This is a genomic window from Nocardioides sp. CFH 31398, from assembly GCF_022436705.1.
GTDB lineage: Bacteria > Actinomycetota > Actinomycetes > Propionibacteriales > Nocardioidaceae > Nocardioides.
In genome coordinates this window covers 274,780-297,745 of the sequence record NZ_JAKUHT010000012.1, presented here as the reverse complement: position 1 = coordinate 297,745, position 22,966 = coordinate 274,780, and the positions used below count along the sequence as shown (strand labels likewise).

The window sequence follows — 22,966 nt, the reverse complement described above, 5'->3', positions numbered from 1 at the left end:
GTCGGCCCGGGTTCGGTGGTCAGGCCACGTGGTGGCGGCGCAGCCCGTAGGTGAGGCCGTCGAGCAGCGCGGCCCAGGAGGCCTCCACCACGTTGTGCCCGACGCCGACGGTGACCCAGGTGGTCTCGCCGTCCGCGGTCTCGATGAGCACGCGGGTGACGGCGTCGGTGCCGTGGCCCTGGTCGAGGATGCGGACCTTGTAGTCGACGAGGTCGAACTTCGCGACCTCGGGGTACGCCCGGCCGATGGCGCCGCGGAGGGCCTGGTCGAGGGCGTTGACGGGACCGTTCCCCTCCCCCGTCACCACGTGGCGCTCGCCGCCGGCGCGGAGCTTGACGGTGGCCTCGGAGACCGCCTCGGGACCGGCCGTCCCGCCGCCGCTCTCGGTGATGACACGCCACGACTCGATCTCGAAGTACGACGGCCGCCCGCCGCCGGCGAGGTCGGCCAGCAGCAGCTCGAACGACGCGTCGGCGGCCTCGAAGCTCATCCCGCCGGCCTCGAGCTCCTTCACCCGGTCGGTGATGGTGGTGAGCAGCTCCTTGTCCGCCGACAGGTCGAAGCCCAGCTCGCGGCCCTTGAGCTCGATGGACGCGCGGCCGGCCATGTCCGAGACGAGCAGGCGCATGTCGTTGCCGACGCCGGCGGGATCCATGTGCTGGTAGAGGTTCGGGTCGACCTTGATGGCGCTGGCGTGCAGCCCGGCCTTGTGGGCGAACGCCGAGGACCCGACGTACGGCTGGCGCGACGCGGGCGGGATGTTCGTGTTCTCCGCGACGGCGTGGGCGATGCGGGTCGCCTCCGCGAGTCGGCCCTCGGGGAGCGCCTGGCGACCGGTCTTCAGCTCGAGGTTCGCGACGACGGTGACGAGGTCGGCGTTGCCGGTGCGCTCGCCGTACCCGTTGAGGCAGCCCTGGACGTGGGTGGCGCCCGCGGCGACGGCGGCGAGGCTGTTCGCGACGGCGCAGCCGGTGTCGTTGTGCGCGTGCATGCCGACGCGGCCGCCGGACTCGTTCGCGACGGTCATGACGTCGGAGACGACCTCGGTCACCCAGGGCGGGAGCATCCCGCCGTTGGTGTCGCACAGCGCGACGACCTCGGCGCCGGACTCCCAGGCCGCGCGCAGCACCTCGAGGGCGTAGTCGCGGTTGTCGCGGTAGCCGTCGAAGAAGTGCTCGGCGTCGACGAAGACCTGGCGGCCCTCGGCACGCAGGTGGGTGACGGTGTCGCGGACCATCGCGAGGTTCTCCTCCAGCGTGGTCCGCAGCGCCAGCTCGACGTGGCGGTCGTGCGACTTGGCGACGAGGGTGATCGTCTGCGCGCCCGAGTCGCGCAGGGCGGCGACCAGCGGGTCGTCGGCGGCCTTCGCCCCGGCCCGGCGGGTGGCGCCGAAGGCGGTCAGACGGGCGTGCTTCAGGTCGAGCTCGGACCGGGCGCGGCGGAAGAACTCGGTGTCCTTCGGGTTCGCCCCCGGCCAGCCGCCCTCGATGTAGCCGACACCCAGCTCGTCGATGCGCCGGGCGATGGTCAGCTTGTCGGCGACGGAGAGGTTGAGGCCCTCCTGCTGCGCGCCGTCGCGCAGCGTCGTGTCGTAGACGTGGAAGTCGCCCTGCAGGTTCATCGGTTCGGCCTTCTGTGTGGGACTCGGGACATGAAAAAACCTCCTGTGGGAGCAGGAGGTCGGCGCGTCGGCGAGAGGTTCGCGGACGCGCTAGAGAATGGCGATGAGGTGACGCACGTCGGGCAGTCTGGCACGGATCCGTCGTCCGGCCCAGGGTGGGACCGTCAGGCGGGCGGTCAGGCGCCGGCCCGGCCGCCGAGCAGGTCACGCAGTCGCGGCAGGCGCCAGCCGTCCCACGGGGCGGCCTCGGCCGGCAGCCACGAGGTCCCCTGCGACGACACCAGCAGGGCCAGGACGACGGCCGCGCCGCCGACCAGCAGCAGCGCGACGCCCCAGGACGCGGCCTCCGCGGAGACGGGCCGCAACAGGCCGCGCACGGGCCGCCGCAGGCGTCCGCCACCGGGCCCGGTCCACAGGCAGAGGGCCAGCACGGCCCCGAAGAGGCCGAGGACGGCGCTCGACCCCGCCCCGACGCCCCACGCCAGGACGGCGGCGCACCCGGCGAACCCGAGGGACCACAGCCAGAGCAGCACCGTCACGGGCACGGTCGCCACGAGGTGCCACGGCAGGAGCGCGCTCGCGCGGGGGACGTCGTACCAGCGGCGGCCGCGGACCATGCGGCGCTCGGCCACCGAGCTGCTCGCCGCGGACACGGCCCGCAGCAGCCACACCACGACGACGAGGACCATCAGCGTGATCCAGGGGTACGCCGCGACACCGGCCGCGACACCGACGCCGCCGAGGACGACGAGCAGCGAGGAGCGGAAGCGCTCCGCCGCGCTCTGCCGCGGCGGGGCGTCCGGTGCGTACGGGGGCCGTGCACCGTAGGGGTCGCGGGGGTCGTACGGGTCCCACGCGGGTGCGTCCGGGTCGGCGGGTCGCAGCCGGGGGTCGATCGGCGGCGGCTGCTGGTACGGCGCGCGCTGCGGAGCCAGCCCGATCACGGGCCGCTCGTCGTAGCCCCCGTCGTACGCGTCGTAGCCCCCGTCGTACTCGTCGTCGCCCTCGTCGTAGCCGTCCTCGACGTCCTCGAGGTCGTCGTCGTCGAACCGGTCGTCGAACCGGTCGTCGTAGCGGGTCTCGACCGCGGTCGGGGGCAGCGGCTCCACGGTGGTGGCGGCGTCGGCGTCCTGGGCCGAGCGGGCCTCGCGCTCGTCGCGGAGGACAGCGGCGTACGGCAGCGTCAGCGGGGGGTCCTCGAGCGTGTCCTCGACGTCCACGACCGGCACGGGAGCCGGTGCGGGGGGCCGGGGGGCCTCCAGCTCGACGGCGATCTCGTCCAGGGTGGGGCGGACCAGCGGGTCGGGGTGAAGCGCGGGCTCGAGCAGCCGCCGCGCGGGCCCGGGCAGGCCGGCGAGGTCGTGGGCGCCGCGGCGGACCCGGTCCATCACCGCCATCGCGGGGCCGCGGCCGAACGGCGAGCGGCCGGTGCCGGCGAAGACGACGGTCGCCGCCCACGAGTGGACGTCGGCCGCGGACGTCGGGTCGTCCCCCTCGAGGATCTCGGGGGCCAGGTAGCCGGGGGTCCCCAGCAACCAGCCGGTCTGTGTCAGCCGCTGGTCCTCCTCGGCGAGGCGGGCCAGCCCGAAGTCGATGAGGACGGGGTCGCGGCCCTCGATGAGCACGTTGGAGGGCTTGATGTCGCGGTGCAGCACCCCGACGTCGTGCACGGCGCGCAGCGCCTCGGCGAGCCCGGCGGCGAAGCGCCGCAGCGTGCCCCCGGTCATGGGGCCCTCGTCGGCGACGAAGTCGTGCAGGGCGGGACCGGGGACGTAGCGGGTCGCGACGTACGGGATCTCGCCCCAGGGGTCGGCGTCCACGATCTCCGCGACGCGGCGAGACCGGACGCGGCTCAGGGAGGTGACCTCGCGGGCCAGGCGGGCGCGCCCCTCGTCTCCGCCCACCACGTGGGGCCGCAGCACCTTCAGGGCGACGCGCGGGCCGTTGCGGCGCTGGGCGAGGTGGACGACCCCCATGCCGCCCTCCCCGATCTTGGACAGCAGCGTGTAGCCGTCCACGACGATCTCGCCGGGAGGGCGAGCCCAGGGGGTAGCGGTCACGGACCCACGCTACCGGCGCGAGGCGCCCCGGCCCGTGACCCCGCGTGTCATCTTCAGGTGGCGCTCAGGCCCCGGCCCGGCCCCGCTCAGCGGGAGTCCAGCTCCTTGACGGCCGAACGGCTGGCGACCTGGCGGAAGGAGGCGTCGAGCAGCTCGGCGACCTCGGTCCAGTCGACGTCCTCGCCGTCGAGGTCGAGCCCGCGCCAGCCGAACGGCCCGTAGTAGGCCGGGACGAAGAAGCGGGGGTCCTCGTCGAGCGCCGCGACCTCCCCCGGCTCGGGCTTGACCAGGACGGCGCGGTCGTGCGGCTCGTGGTCGCCCGGCGCGACCTTCACCCCGCCGCCGTAGATCGCGAAGATCTTGCCCGCGCGGAACGTCGGGCGCCCCCAGGCCTCCTTCTCGTAGGCCTCCGGCAGGGCCAGCGCCAGCTCGCGCAGACGCGTCAGCAGAGGGTCGGCGTCGTCGTACATGCGGTCGTGCGCCATGCCTCGACAGTGTGCCCCAGCCCGCCGACATCGGTCACCGGACGGGGAGGGCAGCCGGGCTCCTGGCGGCCGTCGCCGCTCCTGGCTAGCGTGCCGGACATGCACCGGATCTTCACCACGGCCGTCGCGGACGTCTACCCGCACTACGTCACGAAGGCCGAGAGGAAGGGCCGGACGAAGGACGAGGTCGACGAGGTCGTGCGGTGGCTGACCGGCTTCGACCAGGCCACCCTGGAGCGGCACCTCGAGGGGCGGACGACGTTCGTCGACTTCTTCGACGCCGCGGACCTCAACCCCTCCGCCTCCCTCATCACCGGGTCGGTCTGCGGCGTGAAGGTCCAGGAGGTGGAGGACCCGCTGATGCAGAAGATCCGCTACCTCGACAAGCTGGTCGACGAGCTGGCCAAGGGCCGGCCGATGGCGAAGGTGCTGCGCAGCCCCGTCACGGCGTGACCCACTCGAGGTCGGTGACCAGGTCGGTGACGTCCGGGACGCCGCCCAGCACGGTCACCTCGGCCAGCGGGTCGCCGTACCGGCGGCGGTGGGCGTCGTACGGGTAGTCGGCGATCGTCGACCACGAGCCGGGGCCGCGGACCGGGTGGCTGAGGTGGGTGCAGGCGCCGCTGTTGAAGCGACAGAGCCGGACGGCGTCGGCGTGACGGGCCACCAGTGCCACGGTGTCGACAGTGAGCACGACCTGGGGACGGCCGCGGTAGGCGCGGGCGCCGAGCAGCCGGTCCAGGCGCGCGCGGGTGGCGGCGAGGTAGGTGCGGGCGTTGAGGGCGAGGCAGAAGTCCTCGACGGTGGTGCCGGGCTCGACGAGGCGCTCGATGAACTTCAGGGGCAGCTGGTCGCGGACGACGGCGACGCCGAGCTCGGGGTCCTGCAGGGTCACCGACCGCGGACGCGGTCGGCGCAGCAGCGAGTCACGCTCCTCGCCGGTGACGCCGTACCTGTCGAGCAGGGCCTCGGCGGACAGCAGCCCGTGGCGCTGGATCGACGGCCACGACTCCGCGGCCGCGACGTGGAACACCCGCGGGTGCTTCTCGACGAGCTCGGCGACCTCCACGCCCGTGCGGGTACCCCGGAGCCGGTGCGGTCGGTCCCGTCGGCGTCGTCGGCTGCGGCCCGGCCGGTCACCCCGCCACCGGCGGTCTCATCGCGCTCGTCGCCGAGGCCGCTTGCTGGTCGAGCAGCAACCGAGCCCCCGGCGCCCGTTGACAGGCTCAGGAACCGCGCGGCCGTCGAGACCATGCCGACTCTCACCGGGAGGTCCCGGTCTCGACCAGCTCGACCGCCGCGGTGCCAGGACCACCGCCGGCGACCGGCGGTCTCGACGCGCTCGTCGCCAGAGCTCCTCGCTGCTCGACCACCTCGACCAGCTCGACCGCCGCAGTGCCAGGACCACCCCCGGCGACCGGCGGTCTCGACGCGCTCGTCGCCAGAGCTCCTCGCTGCTCGACCACCTCGACCAGCTCGACCGCCGCGGTGCCGGGACCACCTCAGCGGGCACGGCATGCTCGGCTCGTCGGGACCTCACCACGTCAGGAGGGACCCAGCTCGGCGTCCAGTCGGGCGGGCCAGTCGGCGTGCTCCAGCCCGGCGTCGACGAGGAGGTCGCGCCAGTCGAGTGCCGCGAGCCGCAGGGCGGCCTCGAGGTGGTCCGGCCGGGCCCGGGCGGCGAGGACGATCGCCGCCTGCAGCCGCTCGGTGCTCCCCGCCGCGGCGACGGCGTCGACGACGGCGTCGGCCCGCTCGCCGAAATCGGCCTCGATCCGGCGTCGCACCCGGGGCGTCGGAGCGGTCATCGGGCCTCCCGTCCCGCTCCGTCGCCAGCCCGTCGGTGGGTGTGCGCGAGGCGCACGAGCCGCGACACCACGGCGAGGACGACGGCGACCATGACGCCGACCACGACCGCGGCGACGAGTCCGTTGCCCCGCGTCACGGGCTCGAGGCTCGACATCACGACCGCGAACAGCAGCGGGAGCACGATCAGCGCCGCCAGCGTCCCGAGCACCAGGACCGCGGGGTGCAGCCGCCGGCCGCCGGCGGCCGCCTTGCGGGCCGGCTCCGGGATGCTGATGCCCGAACGGGTGCGCCGCGCGGCGGGACCCGACCGGTCGGCCGCGTCGGTCGCGGCGACTCCGATCCGCTCGGCGAGGACCAGGGCGCTCCGCAGGCGGCCCTTCTCCCTCGGCCTCAACCCACGGGTGCCGTACACCGTCACCTCGCGCCACCCGACCTCGACGGCGACAGGGCCGAACAGGGCCGTGAGCTCCTTCTCCGCGACGGCGTCGACGACCCGGCGGGCCACGTCCGCAGCGCCCACCGGGAGGGCACCGTCGACGACCACCCGCAGGTAGGCGGTCGCGACCCGGGCGGACTCCCCCATACGGAGCGGGGTGACCGGGAACAGGTCCCCGACCTCGACGAGGGTGTCGCCGTCGAGGCGTACCGCGGATTCCACCACGTGGGAGCCGTCCGCGAACCGGCTGCCTCGGTAGTGGGTGGCGACCGAGCCGCTGAGGTGTCGCAGACCGTTGACCTCGGCGAACCGCTCGAGGCCTCCCGGGCCACCGGCCTGCCGGAGGACGTCGGCGATGGCGTACAGGCCGCCCGCCGCGACCAGCCCGAGGAAGAAGAGCAGTCCCCCGTCCTCGGTGTGCCCGCGGGCGACCATCACGACCAGGGCCACCGCGGGGACGGCGAGGGTCAGCACGGAGACGGTGCCGCCGATGACGAGGCGCGGGCTCCTGCCGACCGCACGGAGGCGCTCGCCGAGGCCCGCGCCGCGTTCGACGGGCCTGTAGTCGAGGTCGGCGAGCCCTGCGCTCGGGTTCACCTCAGTACTGCTCCCCCGCCTCGACCCGCGCCTCGAGCCGGTTGCCCGGCGGCGCGAGGGGGCAGCGCCACCGCGGGTCGTAGCGGCACGACGGGTGGTAGGCGAAGTTGAGGTCGATCGTCAGCGTGCCGTCGGCGACGCCGAGGTGGGCGCCCTTGGCGGTGTCGACGAGGTACCTGCCCCCGCCGTACGACGACGCGCCGTCGTCGCCGGGCACGCCCGAGGTGCCGTCGCGCAGCGGCACGAACAGCCCGCCGCCGTACTGGTGGAGGCGCCAGACGTCGAGGCTGCCGAGCCCGGGCAGGTCGACCCGGCCGACGCGACGCAGCGTGGTGCCGCCGTCGTCCCCGGTGTCGACGCCGAGCTCGTCGGGGCCGGTCGCGTCGGGACCGGCCTCGGCCAGGCGGACCTCGAAGCGCAGCGCCGGGTCGTAGGGCCAGTAGGACAGGCCCCGCTCCCGCAGCTCCGGCTGTTCGCGCAGCGGGCTGTCCGGGTGGTGCGCGAACAGGTCCGCGCGGCCCTCGCGCCACAGCGCGTGGCCCGTGGCCGGGTCCTGCTCGGCGCGGACGGCGGCGAACAGGGCGGCCATCCGGTCGCGCCAGTCGACGAGGGTGAAGGGGCTCGACACCCGCTCGACGCTACCGGTCAGCGCCTGGCCACGGCGTCGGTTCGCCGAGCCGGCCACAGGCCGAGCACGGCCACGACGAGCGTCACCACCGCGGCCAGGGCCAGCCCGGCCGCGGCGTGCACGAGGAGCAGCAGCGCCCCGACCAGCGCCCCGAGGAGCATGAGGACGACCGCGGACGAGCGACGGCCGGCGTCGCGCCACGAGCCGCTGCGGCCGGCGTCGGCGAAGAGGCCGGTGATCGTGGAGGTGACGACCACCGTGGTCACGTCCTTGACCCCGACCGCCCGGGCGGTCGCGGCCTGCAGCCCCATGGCGGCGCCGAGCGCGGTCGTCGTCCCGACCGTCACGCCGTACGGCGGCTCGTCGCCCGCCACGAGCACCAGGACCGCCGTCGCGGCGACGACGAGCCCGGTGACGAGCACGAGCACCGAGGTGCGCCGTGACCAGCCCGAGCCGCGGACGAGGCGGCCGCCGAGGAAGGCCCCGACGGCGAAGCCGACCAGCGCCAGCACGGGCCCGAGGACCGGGAGGTCGTCGGCGCCCGCGAGGCCCATGCCGAGCACGACGACGTTGCCGGTCATGTTGCCGACGAACACGCGGTCGAGCCCGAGGAAGCCCACGGCGTCGACGACCCCGGTCGCGAAGGTCAGCGCGAGCACCAGCGGCAGCGCGCCGACCCGGGGGCCGGCGGCCTCGACGCGGGCGTCGGGAGCGGCGGTGGCGATCAGACGACCCGGTGCATCCAGCCGAAGGTGTCCTCGGCGCGGCCGTACTGCAGGTCCACCAGCGCCTGGCGGATCGCCAGCGCGACCGGCGAGCCGTTCGTGGTGGCGGGGACGCCCCCGCCGTCCCACTTCAGCTCGCCCACGGGGGTGATCACCGCGGCGGTGCCGCACGCGAAGATCTCGGTGATCTCGCCGGAGGTCACGCCGTCGCGCCACTCGTCGATCGAGAAGCGGCGCTCCTCCACGTGGTGGCCCATCTTGCCTGCGAGCTCGATGACCGAGGCCCGGGTGATGCCCTCGAGGATCGTGCCGGTCTCCGGGGTCGAGATGTGCCCGTCGCGGTGCACGAAGTACATGTTCATGCCGCCGAGCTCCTCGACGTACCGCCCGTGCTCGGCGTCGAGGAAGACGACCTGGTCGCACCCGGCGGCGATGGCCTCCTGCTGGGCGACGAGGGACGACGCGTAGTTGCCGCCCGTCTTCGCCGCGCCCATGCCGCCACGGCCCGCGCGGGTGTACTCCTCGGTCAGCCACAGCGAGACCGGCTGCACGCCGCCCTTGAAGTAGGCGCCGGCGGGCGAGGCGATGACCATGAACGTCACGTGCTGGGCGGGACGGACCCCGAGGAACGCCTCGGAGGCGAACATGAAGGGGCGCAGGTAGAGGCTCTTCTCCCCCTCGCCGTCCGGGACCCAGCGCTCGTCGGTGCGCACCAGCGCGTCGACGCAGGAGACGAAGTCGTCGGCGTCGAGCACTGGCAGCGCGAGGCGGTGCGACGACCGCACCATGCGCTGGGCGTTCTCGTCGGGCCGGAAGGTCCAGACCGAGCCGTCGTCGTGGCGGTAGGCCTTCATCCCCTCGAAGATCTCCTGCGCGTAGTGCAGGACGGCCGTGGCCGGGTCGAGGCTGAGCGGGCCGTACGGCGTGATCCGCGCGTCGTGCCACCCGGCGTCCGGGGTCCACTCGACCGTGAGCATGTGGTCGGTGAAGTGGGTCCCGAACCCGGGCGCGGCGAGGATCTCGGCCAGGCGCTCGTCGGGGACCGGCGTGGGGTTCGGGGTGGTGCTGATCTGCATGACGGGCACGCTATCCGTTCTCGTGGTGGGGCTCACCCGCTCCCGCGGGCGATCAGCGGGAGAGGCGGGCGGCGATGGCGTCGCCGACCTCCGCCGTACGACGGGCCTCGCCCGGGGTGCGGGCGGCCAGGTCGTCGAGGACGGCGCGCTCGACGGCCTCCGCCTGCTCGGGCAGGCCGAGGTGGTCGAGCATGAGCGCCGCCGACAGGATCGCGGCGGTGGGGTCGGCCTTCTGCTGGCCGGCGATGTCGGGGGCCGAGCCGTGGACCGGCTCGAACATGCTGGGCGCCGTCCGGTCGGGGTTGACGTTGCCGGAGGCGGCGAGCCCGATGCCGCCGGAGATGGCGGCGGCGAGGTCCGTGACGATGTCCCCGAAGAGGTTGTCGGTGACGATCACGTCGAAGCGGGCGGGGTCGGTGGTCAGGAAGATCATCGTGGCGTCGACGTGGAGGTAGTCCACGGTCACCTCGGGGAACTCCCGGGCCACCTCGTTCACGACCCGGCTCCAGATGCCGCCGGCGTGGACGAGGACGTTGGTCTTGTGGACCAGCGTGAGCTTCTTGGCCGGGCGGCGCTGCGCCCGCGCGAAGGCGTCGCGGACGACGCGCTCGACGCCGTACGCCGTGTTGACGGAGACCTCCGTGGCGACCTCCGCCGGGGTGCCGACGCGCAGGGCGCCGCCGTTGCCGGTGTACGGCCCCTCGGTGCCCTCGCGGACGACGACGAAGTCGACCTCGCCGGGGTCGGCGAGGGGCGACACGACGCCGGGGAACAGCCGGGTGGGCCGCAGGTTGACGTAGTGGTCGAGCTCGAAGCGGAGCCGCAGCAGCAGCCCCCGCTCGAGGACGCCGGCGGGCAGCCGGGTGTCACCCGGCTTGCCGCCGACCGCGCCGAGGAGGATCGCGTCGTGGCCGCGGACCTCCTCCAGGACCGAGTCCGGGAGCACCTCGCCGGTCGCGAGGTAGCGCTCCGCACCCAGGTCGTACGTCGTCGGGGCGAACTCGACACCGCTCGGCGCCACCGCCTGCAGGACCTTGAGGGCCTCGGAGGTCACCTCCGGTCCGATCCCGTCCCCGGGGATCACCGCCAGGGCAACGGTGCCGGTGGGCGGGGTGACGGTCGGCGGAGTGGTCGCGGCGCTGTCGTTCATGCCCCGGACGCTAGCGACTCCTCAGTTGTCGTCGGGGCGGGGTCCACCCTGGTCGCGGCGGTCCATCGCCTCCTGCAGCGCGTCGGTGCTGGAGGGGTGCTCGGGGTGGTGACGGGCGGGGCCCCAGTCGGGATACATGTCGTACATGGCAGGTCGTCTCCTGGTCTCGGACCACGGCGTGGTCCGTCGGGGGTTTCGAGGGTGGTGGGCTCCGCACCGGGGAGGCGAGGACGACGTGCCACGGATCGCGTGGCACCGCTCTCGGCCGAGCCAGGAGACGGGTGGGCCTGTGACCCGGCACGGAGCCGCCGATCCGGGAAGCGGATCGGGGTCGAGCTGAGAAGGGGGTCGAGAGGCCTGACGCAACGCCGAACGCCGCGGCGAGGTGGCCTCTCTGTCAGGCCCCGCCGCGGCGGTCGATGAGTACGAGCACGCTGCGCATAGTGCTTCGCACGCTACCCGGCGACTCGTCGGCTGTCTCGGGGGTTTTCCCGCAAGTTCACGATGCGAGACGGGAGTCTTGCGATGAGGGACTCGGCCAGACTCGGTGGATGAGCGCGCCCCCCGAGCTTCCCGAGATCGTGCGCCGCGCCTTCGACGTCTCCAGACGAGCCGGCTACGCGTCGTTCTGCCGCAACGAGACCGGCCGGCTGCTCGCCACCCTGGCCGCGACGCGGACGGGGACGATGGCCGAGTTCGGCACCGGCACCGGCGTGGGGACCGCCTGGCTGCGCTCCGGCGTCCGCTCGGACGACGTGCGGCTGGTGACGGCCGAGCTGAACGCGAAGCTCGCCGACGCCGCCGCGGAGATCTTCGACGGCGACGACCAGGTCGAGGTCATCGGCGCCGACTGGTCGACCCTGCGCGACCGCGCTCCGTTCTCCCTGCTCTTCGTGGACGCCGGCGACCCGGCCGGCGTACGCGTCGACGCGATCGCCGACCTCGTCGGCCCGGGCGGCATCGTCGTCCTCGACGACTTCGTGCCGTGCGAGTCGTGGCCGCCGATCACCGGCGGCCGCGTCGACTACCTGCGCGAGGAGTGGCTCACCGACGAGCGCTTCACCGCCGCCGAGGTCATGGTCGCCCCCGACGCCTCCGCGGTGCTCGCCACCCGCCGCTGACCACTGGAGCGCGCCGCGGTCTCGACGCGGTCGCTCGCCATGGCTCGCTGCCTGCTCGACCACCTCACGCGGAGGTGGTCGGGCGCGTCGGGACCGCCGACGGCGGTCCCTCAGGCGAAGAGCGCCTGCCCGACGTGCTCGCCCTCACCGGCACCGGGTGGGACGGCGAAGACGGCGGAGCCGGTGACGCGGAGGTACTCCGTCATCGCGTCGTGGCGGGACATCGCCTGCTGGACCGGCACGAAGTCGGTGAGGGGGTCTCGGACGAAGGCGAGGAAGAACAGGCCGGCGTCGAGGCCGCCGAGGTCGGTCGTGCCGTCGACGAAGGTGTAGCCGCGGCGCAGCATCCGCGCCCCGCCGTTGTGGTCCGGGTGGACGACGCGCACGTGGGAGTCGACGGGGACGACGGGCTGGCCGTTGCTGCCGGGCATGGCGAAGTCGATCGGGGTGTGCTCGTCGCCGCCCGACAGCGGCGCGCCGGTCCCCTTCGTGCGCCCGACGATGGACTCCTGCTCGGCGAGGGTCTGGCGGTCCCAGGTCTCGATCGTCATGGCGATGCGGCGGGCGACGAGGTAGGAGCCACCGGCGAGCCAGGAGCCGGCCGGGTCGTCGTCCTCACCCACCCAGACGTGGTCCGCGAGCGCCTGGGTCTCCTCGGCCAGGACGTTCGCGGTGCCGTCCTTGAAGCCGAACAGGTTGCGTGGGGTCTCCTGGCTGGAGCTGGTGCTGGAGGTCCGCCCGAACCCGAGCTGCGACCACCGCACCGAGACGGTGCCGAAGCCGATCCGCACGAGGTTGCGGATCGCGTGGACGGCGACCTGCGGGTCCTGCGCGCAGGCCTGGACGCAGAGGTCTCCCCCGCTGCGTCCCGGCGCGAGGACGTCGCCCGGGAAGTGCGGCAGGTCCCTCAGCGAGGCGGGCTGTCGGCCGGCCAGCCCGAAGCGGTCCCTGCCGTCGGCGTCGCGGAACAGCGACGGCCCGAACCCGAACGTGATCGTGAGCCCGCTGGCGGGCAGGCCGATGGCCTCGCCCGTGTCGTCCGGCGGCAGGTCCGCGGCGCCCTCGACGGGCCCGACCGGACCGGCCGGCTCGCCGGCCGTCATGCGCTCGGCGGCCGCCGTCCACGCCGTCAGCAGCGCGACGAGCGCCTCCCGGTCGTCGGTGGTGACGTCGAAGGCGGCGAAGTGCAGGCGGTCCTGGGCGGGCGTGACGATCCCGGCCTGGTGCGCCCCCCGGAACGGGTAGGTCTCGGCGACCCCGGGACCCGGCCAGGGCGAGGACCCGTCCGAGGCGCCCGCGAGCGAGGCGCCGACGACGCCCGCCCCGGCCAGCCCGGCGGCGGCGACACCGCCGCCGAGCAGACCCCGGCGACTGATCGGGGGCACGACGTCAGGCCACCACGACGGCGGTCAGCCGCGACAGCGGCTCGGACAGCGCGTTGACGGCGTCGGCGAGGTCGCGGACCTCCTGCTTCGACAGCTCGTCGTACGACACGAAGCCGTCGCCCTCGCGCTGCGCGTCGAGCAGCTCCTGGAGGTCGGTGAACCGCAGCTCGAGCTGGGAGGCGAGCTCGGGGTCCTTCTCCTCGACGATGGGCGCGACGCCGTCGTACCCGACGCGGGCGCCGTCGACGTTGGCCTGGAAGTCCCACAGGTCGGTGCGCGACCAGTACTCCTCCTCGCCCGTCACCTTGCCGGTGGCGACCTCCTCGAGCAGGCCGCGGGAGCCGTTGGCGATCTGGTCGACGGTGAAGTCGAGGTCGCCGATACGGCGGTCGAGCTCCTCGGTGTCGGCCACCAGGCCGTCGGCGAAGGTGCGGCGCTGGGCGTCGGTCAGCGGCGTGTAGTCGCCGGCGCGCTGCGGCCAGAGGTCCTTCTCCATGCGGTGCCAGCCGGTCCAGCGCTGGCCGGGCTCGAGGTCGGCCTCGCGGGCGTCCATGCGGGGGTCGAGGTCGCCGAAGGACTCCGCGACGGTCTCGATGCGCTCCCAGTGCGTGCGCGCGACGGGGTAGAGCGCGCGGGCGGCGTCGTCGTCCCCGGCGGTGTAGTCCTCCGCGAACTCGCGGGTCTTCACCAGCAGCTGGTCGGACTGGTCCTGCACGTAGGTCTGGTACGACGACTCGGCGGCGTCGACGAGCTCCTGCTCGTCGGCCGAGACCTGCACCTCCTCGTCGGACGGCGTCACCGTGAAGTCGGAGCGGATCCCCTCGCCGACCATGCCGGGCTTGCAGGCGGTCACGTAGTCCCCGGCGGGGGCGTTGACGACGAGCTGGCGGGTCAGCTGGGGGCCGACGTTCTCGACCTCGCCGACGATGCGGAGCCCGTCCTCGCCGAGCAGGTAGAACTCGGTGACCTCGTCACCGGCGTTCGTGACGTCGAAGCGCAGCGTGCCGGCGGGCGCCTCGGTGGCCGACACGTCGCAGGCGTCGGCGGACGACGAGACGGTGAGGGTCCGGCCGTCGCCGTCGCTCCCCTCGGCGGCCGGGGCGTTCTCGGTGCAGGACGACAGGACGGGGACCGCGAGCGCGACGAGCGCGACGGCGGCCGTGAGACGGCGGGTCATGGGTGGGCCTTCAGGTGCTGGACGGGACGGGAGCGGGGGCCACCGGCGCGGGCGCCGTACGCCGACGCCGGGCGGCGAGCAGGAAGAGGGTCATGGTCGGCACGGCGTACAGGACCCAGGCGGCGGCCTCGAGGTACGTCGTGGCCGGGGAGAAGTTGAGGGTGCCCTTGAGCAGGACGCCGTACCAGGAGCCGGCGGGGACCTGGGCGGAGACGTCGAACAGGTAGGCGTTCAGCCCGGGCAGGATCCCGGCCTCCTGCAGGTCGTGGACGCCGTACGACAGCACGCCGGCGGCGACGACGATGAGGAAGGCGCCGGTGACGGTGAAGAACCGCGTCAGGTTCAACCGGATCGCGCCGCGGTAGAGCAGGTAGGCGATCCCGACGGCGACCAGGATGCCGAGCAGCGCGGCGAGCAGCGGCTCCCAGGTGGGGGTCGCGGCGCCGGCGCCGCTGGTCGCGACCTGGCTGGCCGACCACAGGAACAGCGCGGTCTCGAGGCCCTCGCGGCCGACGGCCAGCGCGGCGATGAGCGCCAGGGCGAACCAGCCGCCCTCGGCGGCGACGTCCACCTGGCCGCGCAGCTGCCCGGACAACGAGCGGGCCGCGCGAGCCATCCAGAACACCATCCAGGTCACGAAGCCGACGGCGACGATCGACAGGGTGCCGCCGATCGCCTCCTGGGCCTCGAAGGTCAGCCCGCGGGGCCCGAAGGTCAGCAGCGCGCCGAACCCCAGCGACACCGCGACCGCGAGGCCGACGCCGGCCCACACCCGCGGCAGCAGGTGGGACCGGTCGGAGCGCACGAGGTAGGCGACGAGCACCGACACGACGAGGCCGGCCTCCAGGCCCTCGCGCAGGCCGATGAGGAAGTTGGCGAGCACGGACCAGGAATCTACCGTCGGACTTAGGTATGCCTCACCAAACCTTGCTGTGAATCCTCACAGGTTCGACGGGCCTGCCTATGCTCGCCGCACTCGTCCGGAGGGGGACCCATGCGGCGGCTCGGCGTCATCGCGGCCTCCGTGCTGCTGCTCGGTGGCTGCTCCGCGGCGGACGAGCCCGCCGCCCGACCGCCGGAGCCGACCGACACCATCGGGGTGCTGCCCGAGGACGACGCCGTGCGGGAACGGGCGCGCGCGCTCCGGCCGGGGGTCGTCGCCCGCTTCGGCATCGGCTTCGGCACCCTCTGCACCGGCCCGCAGGGTCGACCGAGTCCCCCGACGGACCCCGACGTGCGCGACCAGGTCTCCGACCTCCGTCGTGTCGACGGCCTGACGGTGACCAGGGAGCTGACGCTCCACCGCGACGCCGCCGCGGCCGGCGCCTGGGTCCGCCGCCTCCGCTCCGAGGGACCCTGCGTCCGTGTCGACGGCCTGCGGGTGACGGACTCGACCCTGACGCCGCTGGCGCCAGACCCCCGGGCCCCGGACGGGATCCCCGGCGGGACGCTCCTGCGCAGCCAGGTGCTGCGGACCAACGGCGGCACGGACCCGGTCCTGCTCGTCGATCTCGTCTCCCGTCGCGGCAGCGCCGTCCTCGTGACGCAGGTGATGCGGCTCGCCGCCGGCCCCTGGGCGTACGACGTCCCCCTCCCGGCGGCGGGGTCCGGCCGGGTGGTCCGCCGCGTCGACGTCGAGGCCCGGGAGGGGGTCCGACTGCTCGACCGCGTGGCGCGACCCGGGCGGGTCGAGCGCTAGGAAACCGGTCGCGCCCGCCGCGCACCGCCCCTACCGTGGACGACGTCCTGCCGTCTGCCCAGCGAGGTCCCGTTGCTCGGTTGAGTCCGCCGCCCGTCCGTCGCGCGTACTCCCTGGAGCACCCATGCCCTCGTCCCGTCCGTCCTCCCCTGCCGCCGCCACCCTCGACTCGGTCGAGGTCGTCTGGCCCGACGGCACCACCGCCCTCACCGGCCTCGACCTGGCGCTCCCGCCGGGTCGCAGCGCCCTGGTCGGCGCCAACGGTGCCGGCAAGACCACGCTGCTGCGCGTCCTCGCCGGCGAGCTGGAGCCCACGTCGGGCCACGTGCACGTCGCCGGCCGCGTCGAGCACCTACGCCAGGACCTCGCCTGGGCGGACGACACCTCGGTCGCCGCCTTCCTCGGCGTCGACGACACCCTCGACGCGCTCCGCCGCGTCGAGGCCGGGTCCGTCGCGCCGGAGGACTTCGACGCCGTCGGCGACGGCTGGGACGTCGAGGAGCGCGCGACCGCCGCGCTCGCCCGCCTCGGGCTGCCCGACGACGTCCTGTCGCGGCGGCTGACGCAGCTGTCCGGCGGCGAGGTCGTGCGCCTCGGCCTGGCCCGGGCTGTGCTCGCCCAGCCCGACGTCCTGCTGCTCGACGAGCCGACCAACAACCTCGACGCCGAGGCCCGCGACCGGGTGCACGAGGTGCTGGCCGGGTGGTCGCGCACGCTGCTCGTGGTCAGCCACGACCGCGACCTGCTCGAGCTCGTCGACCGCGTCGGGGACCTGCGGGCCGGCTCGGTGACCTGGTACGGCGGCGGCTGGACCGCCTACCGCGCCCAGGTCGAGGCGGAGCAGGACTCCGCCGCGCGGGCGGTCGCGACCGCACGGGCCGACGTACGACGCCAGCAGCGGGACCGCGTCGAGGCGGAGCGCCTGCTCGCCCAGCGCAAGCGGCAGGGCGCCCGCAACGCCGCCCGGTCGAACATGGGCAAGGGTGCGCAGGACTTCTGGCGGAACCGCTCGGAGAGGAACGCCGGCGACTACCGCGCCCTGCACGACGCCCGCCTCGAGGGCGCCCGGGCCGGCTGGAGGACGCCGAGGCCCGCCTGCGCGACGACGACGCCATCCGCGTGGACCTGCCCGGGACGGCGGTGCCGCGCGGCACGGTGGTCCTCCAGACCGCCGACCTCGTCCTGCGGACGGGGCTGTCGGTCGACCTCGCCCTCGACGGGCCGACCCGCCTCGCGGTGACCGGACCGAACGGGTCCGGCAAGTCGACCCTGGTCCACACGCTGGTCGGGGACGTGGCGCCGGCGTCCGGCTCGGTGCGGATCGGCGTCCCGCACGGCCTGCTCCCCCAGCGCTACGCCGTCCTCGACCCGTCGCTGTCCGTGGCCCGGAACGTCGCCGACCGCGCCCCGGAGGCGGACGCGAACACGGTGCGGGCGCGGCTGGCCCGCTTCGGCATCCGTGGCGCCGCGGCCGACCGCCCCGCCGGCGGGCTGTCGGGCGGTGAGCGCTTCCGGGCCACCCTCGCGGCCCTGCTGCTCGCCGAGCCTCCCCCGCAGCTGCTGCTGCTCGACGAGCCCACGAACAACCTTGACCTGGCGTCGTACGACGCGCTGGTCGCGGCGCTCGCCGCCTACCGCGGCGCGCTCATCGTGGTCAGCCACGACGAGCGGTTCCTGGACGAGATCGGCGTGGACCGGCGCCTGGGGCTGGGCTAGCGCTGCACGTCGTACACGCCGAGGGTGACGCCGTTGCCGTACGCCGCGTGCTCGACGAGGGTGAGCCTCTGGTGCAGGTGCTCGTCGCCGAACAGGCGCTTCCCGCCGCCGAGCACCACCGGGAACGTCAGCAGGTGGTAGCGGTCGACCAGTCCCGCTGCGGCGAGGCCCTGGGCGAGCCTCGCGCTGCCGTGGACCTGGATGTGCCCCTCGTGCGACTCCTTCAGCGCGGCGACCTCGTCGAGGGAGCGCAGGACCGAGGTGTTGTTCCACTCGGGGTCGCTGAGGGTGGAGGACACGACGTACTTGGGGATTGCGTTGTAGTGGGCGAACTCCTCCATCGTCGGCCACACCGGGGCGAACTCGTCGTAGCTGACGCGGCCGAGCAGCAGCGCGGTGGCCTCCTCGGTCTCGCGACCCTTGATGGCGTAGGCGGCCTCGTCGAGCTCGACGTCCTTGAACGTCCAGCCGGCGGCCGGGTGCTCGCCGCCGCCCGGGGAGTCCATGACCCCGTCGAGCGACAGGAAGGTGGTGACGACGATCTGGGCCATGCGCTTCTCCTCCGGTGCGGTCCGTGCTTCCGGGCTATCCGACCAGAGGCGCGCCCCGGACTCATCGGTCAGGTCTCGCACCGGATTTGATCCACCAGGTGGGTCAAACCCGGTGCAGGACGGGCTGTCCACAGGCAGGGAGCGTGAGTCCAGCGAGACAGCGCCTCGATGGCGCAGGCTCTCGGGTGTGCCCGATCGCTCCCTCCCACCCGACCTGGTGCGATTGCTGACGCACCAGGACGGCGTCGTCACGCGGCGCCAGGCCGAGGACCACGGGCTCAGGCCGCACGACATCGCACGACTGCTGCGCCGCAAGGAGTGGGCTCGCCTGTGGCGCGGCGTGTACGTCGACCACACCGGTCGACCCACGTGGCGGCAGCGAGCGTGGGCCGCGGTCCTCTCGTGCTGGCCGGCGGCTCTGGACGGGGCGTCGGCCCTCCGGCCGGTCGAGCGGCTGCACCAGGACGACGACGCCCCGGTCTTCGTGGCCATCGACCGTTCGAGGACGCGGCCGGTGGCGCCTCCGGGAGTCATCATCCGGCAGGTGAGCGGGTTCGAGGACGGCGTTCAGTGGAACGCGTCGCCTCCCCGCAGGCGGTACGAGGAGGCGATCATCGACATCGCGGCAGACGCCGACGACGACCTGGCGGCGGTGGAGGTCCTGGTCGCCGCCTGTCGGTCCCGACGGACGACGCCTCAACGCCTCGCGGTCGCACTCGACATGCGCAGGTGCGTGGCCCGACGGGCCTGGATGATGTCGGTGCTGGACGACGCAGCACACGGCACGCACTCGGTGCTCGAGCACGGGTACCTGCACCTCGTGGAACGGGCGCACGGCCTTCCGACGGGTCGACGCCAGCGGCGACGGGACGGCACCCGGGTCGCCTATGAGGACGTGGGGTACGACGGTGGGGCGGTCGTCGAGCTCGACGGATTCGCCTTCCACAGCTCGACACGGCAGCGGCACGCCGACCTCGCGCGGGATCTCGAGCACGCCGCAGCGGGCGGCGCGACCGTCAGGCTCGACCACCGGCACGTGTACGCCGAGCACTGCGCCACGGCCGTCGCCGTGGCCGCCTTCCTGACGGCCCGCGGGGTCCCGGTGGCCGCACACGGCTGCGGCCCCGGCTGCCCCCTCGAGCGGGGCGACCGGGGCCGCAGTGGCGAATCTCAGCCGCGCGCCGAGCTGCCCTCGACGTAGTCGGAGTCGTGGCTCTTGACCCACGCCATGAGCTTGCGGAGCTCCTTGCCGGTGCTCTCGATCGGGTGCTGGGCGCCCTTCTCGCGGAGCTCGTTGAACTCCGGGGAGCCGGCGTCCTGGTCGTCGATGAAGCGCTTGGCGAAGGAGCCGTCCTTGATGTCCGCGAGGACGGCCTGCATGTTCTCCTTCACCTGCGGCGTGATGACGCGGGGGCCGGAGACGTAGTCGCCGTACTCGGCGGTGTCGGAGATCGACCAGCGCTGCTTGGCGATGCCGCCCTCGTACATCAGGTCGACGATCAGCTTCAGCTCGTGGAGGCACTCGAAGTAGGCGACCTCGGGCTGGTAGCCGGCCTCGATGAGGGTCTCGAAGCCGTACATGACCAGTTGCGAGGCGCCACCGCACAGGACGGCCTGCTCGCCGAACAGGTCGGTCTCGGTCTCCTCGGTGAAGGTGGTCTTGATGCCGCCGGCGCGGAGACCGCCGATGCCCTTGGCGTACGACAGGGCGAGGTCCCAGGTGTTGCCGGACGGGTCCTTCTCGACGGCGACGAGCACGGGCACACCGCGGCCGTCGACGTACTCGCGGCGCACGAGGTGGCCGGGGCCCTTGGGGGCGACCATGAAGACGTTCACGCCCTCGGGCGGGGTGATGTAGCCGAAGCGGATGTTGAAGCCGTGGCCGAAGACGAGGGTGTCGCCCTCGGCGAGGTGGGGCTCGATCTCCTCGGCGTACAGCTTCCGCTGGTGCTGGTCGGGGGCCAGGATCACGACGACGTCGGACTCCTCGACCGCCTCGGCGGGCGTGACGACCCGCAGGCCCTCCGCCTCCGCCTTGGCGCGGCTCTTCGAGCCGGGCTGGAGGCCGATCCGCACGTCGACGCCGGAGTCGCGCAGCGACAGGGCGTGGGCGTGACCCTGGGACCCGTAGCCGATCACGGCCACGGACTTGTCCTGGATCAGGGAGAGGTCGGCGTCGTCGTCGTAGAACATCTGCGCCACGAGGGTGGGCTCCTTCTGCTGGGTTGCGTGTGTACGTCGGGGTGCGATCAGGTCTGAACGCTGTCAGACCGCGCGCGGCGGCGGCGCCGGGGTCGGCACCGGCCGCATGGTGCGCTCCGAGATGGACCGGGAGCCGCGGCCGATGGCGACCATCCCGGACTGGACGAGCTCACGGACGCCGAAGGGCTCGAGCACCCGCAGGAAGTCGGCCAGCTTGTCGGCGTTGCCGACGGCCTGGATGGTCACCGCGTCGGGAGCGACGTCCACAACCTTGGCGCGGAAGAGCTGCACGCACTCCAGCACCTGGCCGCGGGTGGTCGCGTCGGCGCGGACCTTGACCATCAGCAGCTCGCGCGAGACCGACTGGGAGGGCTCGAGCTCGACGATCTTGATGACCTCGACCAGCTTGTTGAGCTGCTTGGTGACCTGCTCGAGGGGGAACGACTCGACGCTGACCACGATGGTCATGCGGGAGACGTCCTCGTGCTCCGTCGGGCCCACCGCGAGGCTGTCGATGTTGAAGCCGCGGCGGCTGAACAGGCCGGCGATGCGGGCCAGGACGCCCGGCTTGTCCTCGACCAGGACGCTCAGGGTGTGGGTCGACATCAGACGTCGTCCTTCTCGAACTCGGGCGCCAGGTCGCGCGCGTACTTGATGTCGTCGTTGCTGGTGCCGGCGGCGACCATCGGCCAGACCATCGCGTCGCGGTGCACACGGAAGTCGACGACGACCGGGACGTCGTCCACCTCCATCGCCTTGGCGATGGTCGCGTCGACCTCCCCCGGGGTGTCGCAGGAGAGCCCGACGCAGCCGTACGCCTCCGCGAGCTTCTCGAAGTCCGGGACGCGGACCGGCGTGCCGGGCTGCACGCGCGGCGACTGACGCTGCAGGTCGGTGTTGGAGTAGCGCTCGTTGTAGAAGAGCGTCTGCCACTGCCGGACCATGCCGAGCGACTGGTTGTTGATGACGGCGACCTTGATCGGGATGCCCTCGATCGCGCAGGTCGCCAGCTCCTGGTTGGTCATCTGGAAGCAGCCGTCGCCGTCGATCGACCAGACGGTGGTGTCGGGGCAGCCGACCTTCGCGCCCATGGCGGCGGGGACCGAGTAGCCCATGGTGCCGAGGCCGCCCGAGTTGATCCAGGTGTTCGGCTTCTCGTAGTCGATGAACTGCGCCGCCCACATCTGGTGCTGGCCGACGCCGGAGGAGTAGATGGCGTCGGGACCGGCGATGGCGCCGAGACGCTCGATGACGTACTGCGGGGCGAGGCTGCCGTCGGCGGGGGCGTCGTACCCGAGGGGGTACTTCTTCTTCGTCCCCGCGAGGAACTCCACCCAGGCCTCGTAGTCGCCGGTCTCGCCGGCGTCCTGCGCGGTGCGCAGCGCGACGAGGAGGTCGCTGATGACCTCGCGGCAGTCGCCGACGATCGGGACGTCGGCGTGGCGGTTCTTGCCGATCTCGGCCGGGTCGATGTCGGCGTGGATGACCTTCGCGTTCGGGGCGAAGGAGTCAAGGTTGCCGGTGACGCGGTCGTCGAAGCGGGCGCCGAGGCTGATGATCAGGTCGCTGCGCTGCAGGCCGGCGACCGCGGCCACCGTGCCGTGCATGCCGGGCATGCCGAGGTGCTGCGGGTTCGAGTCCGGGAAGGCGCCGCGGGCCATCAGGGTGGTGACCACGGGGATGCCGGTCAGCGCGGCCAGCTCGGCGAGCTCGCGGTGCGCACGGGCGCGGATGGTGCCGCCGCCGACGTACAGCACCGGACGACGGGCCTCCAGGATCAGCCGGGTCGCCTCACGGATCTGCTTCGCGTGCGGCTTCGTCACCGGGCGGTAACCGGGCAGGTGCAGCTCGGTCGGCCAGCGGAACCGGGTCTGGGCGGTCAGCGCCGACTTCGCGACGTCCACCAGGACCGGCCCGGGACGCCCGGTGCTGGCGATGTGGAACGCCTCGGCGATCTTCTGCGGGATCTCGGCCGGGTCGGTGACCAGGAAGTTGTGCTTGGTGATCGGCATCGTGATGCCGCGGATGTCCGCCTCCTGGAAGGCGTCGGTGCCGATCATCGCGGCGCCGACCTGCCCGGTGACGGCGACCATCGGGACCGAGTCCATGTGCGCGTCCGCGAGCGGCGTGACGAGGTTCGTCGCGCCCGGGCCCGAGGTGGCCATGCAGACCCCGACGCGGCCGGTCGCGGCGGCGTACCCCTGCGCGGCGTGGCCGGCGCCCTGCTCGTGGCGCACGAGGATGTGGCGGATGGCGGAGGAGTCCATCAGCGGGTCGTACGCCGGGAGGATGGCGCCGCCGGGGATGCCGAAGATCGTCTCGACGCCGGCGTGCTCCAGCGACCGGATCAGGCTCTGGGCGCCGGTGATCGGCTCGGCCTGGCTCATCTGCTCTTCCTTCGTTCGTGTCGTGCCCGGGTGGTCGGTCGGTTCCATCGTCTGCCCAACAAAAAACCCCTCGGCCAGCAACGGCGGCGAGGGGTGGACGCGTGGGGAGCCTCGGGGCTCAGCTCACGCGTCTGTGGGTAC

At 73.6% G+C, this 22,966-nt stretch carries 24 protein-coding genes; 6 read left to right on the top strand and 18 right to left on the bottom strand.

Annotated elements, in window-relative coordinates; all coding sequences use genetic code 11:
• Positions 1-19: 19 nt before the first annotated feature.
• From cimA to MJ876_RS12435, 3 genes are all read right to left on the bottom strand, one after another.
• Positions 20-1,621: a citramalate synthase gene (gene cimA, locus MJ876_RS12445; RefSeq protein WP_240236605.1), complete on the bottom strand. Its 1,602-nt coding sequence runs from the start codon at positions 1,619-1,621 to the stop codon at positions 20-22.
• A 176-nt stretch (positions 1,622-1,797) separates the two neighbouring features.
• Complete coding sequence (locus MJ876_RS12440) at positions 1,798-3,681, bottom strand: serine/threonine-protein kinase (protein ID WP_240236604.1); 1,884 nt, start codon at positions 3,679-3,681, stop codon at positions 1,798-1,800.
• Between the two features lie 86 nt (positions 3,682-3,767).
• Entirely contained in the window at positions 3,768-4,166 is a 399-nt protein-coding gene (locus tag MJ876_RS12435) for an MmcQ/YjbR family DNA-binding protein (RefSeq protein ID WP_240236603.1), read from the bottom strand.
• Positions 4,167-4,265: 99 nt separating this feature from the next.
• Between MJ876_RS12435 and MJ876_RS12430 the strand changes: the two genes are divergently transcribed.
• Positions 4,266-4,619 (top strand): DUF2200 domain-containing protein, encoded by a 354-nt coding sequence (locus tag MJ876_RS12430; protein ID WP_240236601.1) that lies wholly within the window; start codon positions 4,266-4,268, stop codon positions 4,617-4,619.
• Here the strand turns inward: MJ876_RS12430 and MJ876_RS12425 are convergent.
• The 8 genes from MJ876_RS12425 to MJ876_RS21760 all read right to left on the bottom strand — a co-directional run bounded on the left by MJ876_RS12425 (position 4,609) and on the right by MJ876_RS21760 (position 10,734).
• Positions 4,609-5,235, bottom strand: a complete 627-nt coding sequence (locus MJ876_RS12425) for a hypothetical protein (RefSeq protein ID WP_240236600.1) — start codon at positions 5,233-5,235, stop codon at positions 4,609-4,611. The two genes, MJ876_RS12430 and MJ876_RS12425, sit on opposite strands and share 11 nt — an antisense overlap.
• Before the next feature lie 475 nt (positions 5,236-5,710).
• On the bottom strand, positions 5,711-5,974 hold the full coding sequence (locus MJ876_RS12420; RefSeq protein WP_240236598.1) for a hypothetical protein: 264 nt from the start codon (positions 5,972-5,974) through the stop codon (positions 5,711-5,713).
• Positions 5,971-7,008, bottom strand: a complete 1,038-nt coding sequence (locus tag MJ876_RS12415; protein WP_240236596.1) for a hypothetical protein — start codon at positions 7,006-7,008, stop codon at positions 5,971-5,973. Before MJ876_RS12415 ends, MJ876_RS12420 begins: the two co-directional genes overlap by 4 nt.
• Before the next feature lies 1 nt (position 7,009).
• On the bottom strand, positions 7,010-7,636 hold the full coding sequence (locus MJ876_RS12410) for a DUF1684 domain-containing protein (RefSeq protein WP_240236595.1): 627 nt from the start codon (positions 7,634-7,636) through the stop codon (positions 7,010-7,012).
• 17 nt (positions 7,637-7,653) lie between these two features.
• Positions 7,654-8,295, bottom strand: a complete 642-nt coding sequence (locus tag MJ876_RS12405) for a YoaK family protein (RefSeq protein WP_240236594.1) — start codon at positions 8,293-8,295, stop codon at positions 7,654-7,656.
• A 65-nt stretch (positions 8,296-8,360) separates the two neighbouring features.
• Positions 8,361-9,437: a branched-chain amino acid aminotransferase gene (locus MJ876_RS12400; RefSeq protein ID WP_240236593.1), complete on the bottom strand. Its 1,077-nt coding sequence runs from the start codon at positions 9,435-9,437 to the stop codon at positions 8,361-8,363.
• 52 nt (positions 9,438-9,489) lie between these two features.
• Positions 9,490-10,587 carry a 3-isopropylmalate dehydrogenase gene (locus MJ876_RS12395; RefSeq protein ID WP_240236592.1) on the bottom strand — a complete coding sequence of 366 codons (1,098 nt, stop codon included), beginning with the start codon at positions 10,585-10,587 and terminating at the stop codon, positions 9,490-9,492.
• A 21-nt stretch (positions 10,588-10,608) separates the two neighbouring features.
• Positions 10,609-10,734, bottom strand: coding sequence for a hypothetical protein (locus MJ876_RS21760; RefSeq protein ID WP_275694858.1), 126 nt, complete (start codon positions 10,732-10,734; stop codon positions 10,609-10,611).
• Between the two features lie 404 nt (positions 10,735-11,138).
• On the opposite strand from MJ876_RS21760, the gene MJ876_RS12390 reads away from it, so the two are divergent.
• A complete protein-coding gene (locus MJ876_RS12390) occupies positions 11,139-11,708 on the top strand; it encodes an O-methyltransferase (RefSeq protein WP_240236591.1) in 570 nt (189 codons plus the stop codon).
• 110 nt (positions 11,709-11,818) lie between these two features.
• On the opposite strand, the gene efeB is transcribed toward MJ876_RS12390, so the two are convergent.
• Genes efeB through efeU form a run of 3 tightly spaced genes read right to left on the bottom strand, consistent with a single transcriptional unit; the run spans position 11,819 to position 15,153 of the window.
• Positions 11,819-13,093 (bottom strand): iron uptake transporter deferrochelatase/peroxidase subunit, encoded by a 1,275-nt coding sequence (gene efeB / locus MJ876_RS12385; RefSeq protein WP_240236590.1) that lies wholly within the window; start codon positions 13,091-13,093, stop codon positions 11,819-11,821.
• A gap of 4 nt (positions 13,094-13,097) precedes the next feature.
• Positions 13,098-14,270 carry an iron uptake system protein EfeO gene (gene efeO, locus MJ876_RS12380; protein WP_240236589.1) on the bottom strand — a complete coding sequence of 391 codons (1,173 nt, stop codon included), beginning with the start codon at positions 14,268-14,270 and terminating at the stop codon, positions 13,098-13,100.
• Between the two features lie 10 nt (positions 14,271-14,280).
• Complete coding sequence (gene efeU / locus MJ876_RS12375) at positions 14,281-15,153, bottom strand: iron uptake transporter permease EfeU (RefSeq protein WP_240236588.1); 873 nt, start codon at positions 15,151-15,153, stop codon at positions 14,281-14,283.
• 111 nt (positions 15,154-15,264) lie between these two features.
• Between efeU and MJ876_RS12370 the strand changes: the two genes are divergently transcribed.
• The 3 genes from MJ876_RS12370 to MJ876_RS12360 all read left to right on the top strand — a co-directional run bounded on the left by MJ876_RS12370 (position 15,265) and on the right by MJ876_RS12360 (position 17,685).
• The gene (locus tag MJ876_RS12370) at positions 15,265-15,969 is read left to right on the top strand and encodes a hypothetical protein (RefSeq protein ID WP_240236587.1); all 705 of its coding nucleotides are present in this window, start codon (positions 15,265-15,267) and stop codon (positions 15,967-15,969) included.
• 124 nt (positions 15,970-16,093) lie between these two features.
• A complete protein-coding gene (locus tag MJ876_RS12365) occupies positions 16,094-17,209 on the top strand; it encodes an ATP-binding cassette domain-containing protein (protein ID WP_240236586.1) in 1,116 nt (371 codons plus the stop codon).
• Entirely contained in the window at positions 17,206-17,685 is a 480-nt protein-coding gene (locus MJ876_RS12360) for an ATP-binding cassette domain-containing protein (protein WP_240236585.1), read from the top strand. The genes MJ876_RS12365 and MJ876_RS12360 overlap by 4 nt, the downstream gene beginning before the upstream one ends.
• Here the strand turns inward: MJ876_RS12360 and MJ876_RS12355 are convergent.
• Positions 17,682-18,236 carry a dihydrofolate reductase family protein gene (locus tag MJ876_RS12355; protein ID WP_240236584.1) on the bottom strand — a complete coding sequence of 185 codons (555 nt, stop codon included), beginning with the start codon at positions 18,234-18,236 and terminating at the stop codon, positions 17,682-17,684. The two genes, MJ876_RS12360 and MJ876_RS12355, sit on opposite strands and share 4 nt — an antisense overlap.
• A gap of 112 nt (positions 18,237-18,348) precedes the next feature.
• On the opposite strand from MJ876_RS12355, the gene MJ876_RS12350 reads away from it, so the two are divergent.
• Complete coding sequence (locus MJ876_RS12350) at positions 18,349-19,437, top strand: type IV toxin-antitoxin system AbiEi family antitoxin domain-containing protein (protein WP_240236583.1); 1,089 nt, start codon at positions 18,349-18,351, stop codon at positions 19,435-19,437.
• On the opposite strand, the gene ilvC is transcribed toward MJ876_RS12350, so the two are convergent.
• The 3 genes from ilvC to MJ876_RS12335 form a co-directional block, all read right to left on the bottom strand.
• The gene (ilvC, locus tag MJ876_RS12345) at positions 19,407-20,438 is read right to left on the bottom strand and encodes a ketol-acid reductoisomerase (protein ID WP_308192600.1); all 1,032 of its coding nucleotides are present in this window, start codon (positions 20,436-20,438) and stop codon (positions 19,407-19,409) included. The genes MJ876_RS12350 and ilvC overlap by 31 nt on opposite strands.
• Positions 20,439-20,501: 63 nt before the next feature.
• Positions 20,502-21,044, bottom strand: coding sequence for an acetolactate synthase small subunit (gene ilvN / locus MJ876_RS12340; protein ID WP_240236582.1), 543 nt, complete (start codon positions 21,042-21,044; stop codon positions 20,502-20,504).
• On the bottom strand, positions 21,044-22,825 hold the full coding sequence (locus MJ876_RS12335) for an acetolactate synthase large subunit (protein ID WP_240236581.1): 1,782 nt from the start codon (positions 22,823-22,825) through the stop codon (positions 21,044-21,046). The genes ilvN and MJ876_RS12335 overlap by 1 nt, the downstream gene beginning before the upstream one ends.
• Positions 22,826-22,966: the final 141 nt, after the last annotated feature.

Excerpts from the sequence above, each read along its gene's own strand:
- cimA (WP_240236605.1), bottom strand. The coding sequence starts at position 1,621 with ATGAACCTGCAGGGCGACTTCCACGTCTACGACACGACGCTGCGCGAC.
- MJ876_RS12365 (WP_240236586.1), top strand. The coding sequence starts at position 16,094 with ATGCCCTCGTCCCGTCCGTCCTCCCCTGCCGCCGCCACCCTCGACTCG.
- MJ876_RS21760 (WP_275694858.1), bottom strand. The coding sequence starts at position 10,734 with ATGTACGACATGTATCCCGACTGGGGCCCCGCCCGTCACCACCCCGAG.
- ilvN (WP_240236582.1), bottom strand. The coding sequence starts at position 21,044 with ATGTCGACCCACACCCTGAGCGTCCTGGTCGAGGACAAGCCGGGCGTC.
- MJ876_RS12435 (WP_240236603.1), bottom strand. The coding sequence starts at position 4,166 with ATGGCGCACGACCGCATGTACGACGACGCCGACCCTCTGCTGACGCGT.
- MJ876_RS12395 (WP_240236592.1), bottom strand. The coding sequence starts at position 10,587 with ATGAACGACAGCGCCGCGACCACTCCGCCGACCGTCACCCCGCCCACC.
- MJ876_RS12430 (WP_240236601.1), top strand. The coding sequence starts at position 4,266 with ATGCACCGGATCTTCACCACGGCCGTCGCGGACGTCTACCCGCACTAC.
- MJ876_RS12420 (WP_240236598.1), bottom strand. The coding sequence starts at position 5,974 with ATGACCGCTCCGACGCCCCGGGTGCGACGCCGGATCGAGGCCGATTTC.
- MJ876_RS12400 (WP_240236593.1), bottom strand. The coding sequence starts at position 9,437 with ATGCAGATCAGCACCACCCCGAACCCCACGCCGGTCCCCGACGAGCGC.
- MJ876_RS12370 (WP_240236587.1), top strand. The coding sequence starts at position 15,265 with ATGCGGCGGCTCGGCGTCATCGCGGCCTCCGTGCTGCTGCTCGGTGGC.
- MJ876_RS12390 (WP_240236591.1), top strand. The coding sequence starts at position 11,139 with ATGAGCGCGCCCCCCGAGCTTCCCGAGATCGTGCGCCGCGCCTTCGAC.
- efeO (WP_240236589.1), bottom strand. The coding sequence starts at position 14,270 with ATGACCCGCCGTCTCACGGCCGCCGTCGCGCTCGTCGCGCTCGCGGTC.
- MJ876_RS12355 (WP_240236584.1), bottom strand. The coding sequence starts at position 18,236 with ATGGCCCAGATCGTCGTCACCACCTTCCTGTCGCTCGACGGGGTCATG.
- MJ876_RS12335 (WP_240236581.1), bottom strand. The coding sequence starts at position 22,825 with ATGAGCCAGGCCGAGCCGATCACCGGCGCCCAGAGCCTGATCCGGTCG.